Source organism: Pseudomonas sp. PsB (assembly GCF_043658375.1).
Lineage (GTDB): Bacteria > Pseudomonadota > Gammaproteobacteria > Pseudomonadales > Pseudomonadaceae > Aquipseudomonas > Aquipseudomonas putida_Z.
This window is the reverse complement of record NZ_JBIGLU010000089.1, coordinates 1-1105: the sequence shown is the minus strand read 5'-3', so window position 1 is coordinate 1105 and position 1105 is coordinate 1. Positions and strand designations below refer to the sequence as shown.

1 protein-coding gene is annotated in these 1105 nt (G+C 62.5%); it reads left to right on the top strand.

Annotated elements, in window-relative coordinates:
• Positions 1 to 1105: immunoglobulin-like domain-containing protein (locus tag ACGLHT_RS29970; protein WP_394520767.1), on the top strand; the 1105-nt coding region annotated here is incomplete at both ends.

Below are 1105 nucleotides of genomic sequence, written 5' to 3'. Positions count from 1 at the left end.
CCATCGCGCTGAGCAACGGCGAGGTGATCAACATCCCTGCGGGCCAGATCAGCGCTTCGCAAACCGCTAACCTGGCGGATGACATCTATGTGGGCAGCAGTGCTCCGAGCATCGCCATCAACGGGATCACCGAGCAAGGTACGGGCAAACAGGTCTTTGAGAACCTGATCAAAGGCGACCCGGTAACCCTGCAGATCACCGACGAACCAGGCACCCCAGGCAACCCTGGCACGCCGGGCACGCCGAATGGCGGCGATGAAGTGACGCTGACCCTCACCGGCAATACGGTGCAGGAAGGCAACACCACGACCATCACCGGCACCCTGAGCCACCCGGCAGGCCAAGCCTTCACTGTCACCCTGAGCAACGGCCAGACCCTGACCTTTGCCGAGGGCGCGCTTACTGCGACCACCAATCCGTTCGTGGCCCAGAGCGATGATGTGTTCAAGGATGGTGAAACCCAGACCGTCAGCGTGATTGATGCTGGTAGCCATAACTTCGAGAACCTGAACACCAGCGCCACCACGACCCTCACGGTCACCGATACCATCAACACCGTGAAGGCCGAGCTGAGCATCTCGCCGAACCCGGCGGTGGAAGGGCAGGCGGTGACTTACACCATCACACTGACCGGTCCTGCCGGTGCCGACCTGACCCAGCATGGCGGTCTGGATATCGAGCTGAGCAACGGCAAAGTGGTGCACATCGCAGCTGGGCAGATCAGTGGCTCGCAGTCGGGTGTTCTGGCGGACGACGTCTATGTGGGCAGCAGTGCCCCGAGCATCGCCATCTCCGGGATTACCGAGCAAGGCACGGGCAAACAGGTCTTTGAGAATCTAGTCAAAGGCGACCCGGTGACCCTGCAGATCACCGACGAGCCGGGCACTCCAGGTAACCCTGGCACCCCGGGCACGCCGAATGGCGGCGATGAAGTGACGCTGACCCTGACGGGCAATGCCGTGCAGGAAGGTAACACGACAACCATCACCGGCACCCTGAGCCACCCAGCGGGCCAGGCCTTCACCGTTACCCTGAGCAACGGCCAGACCCTGACCTTCGCCAAGGACGCCACCACCGCGACCACCGTACCGTTCGTGGCGCAGAG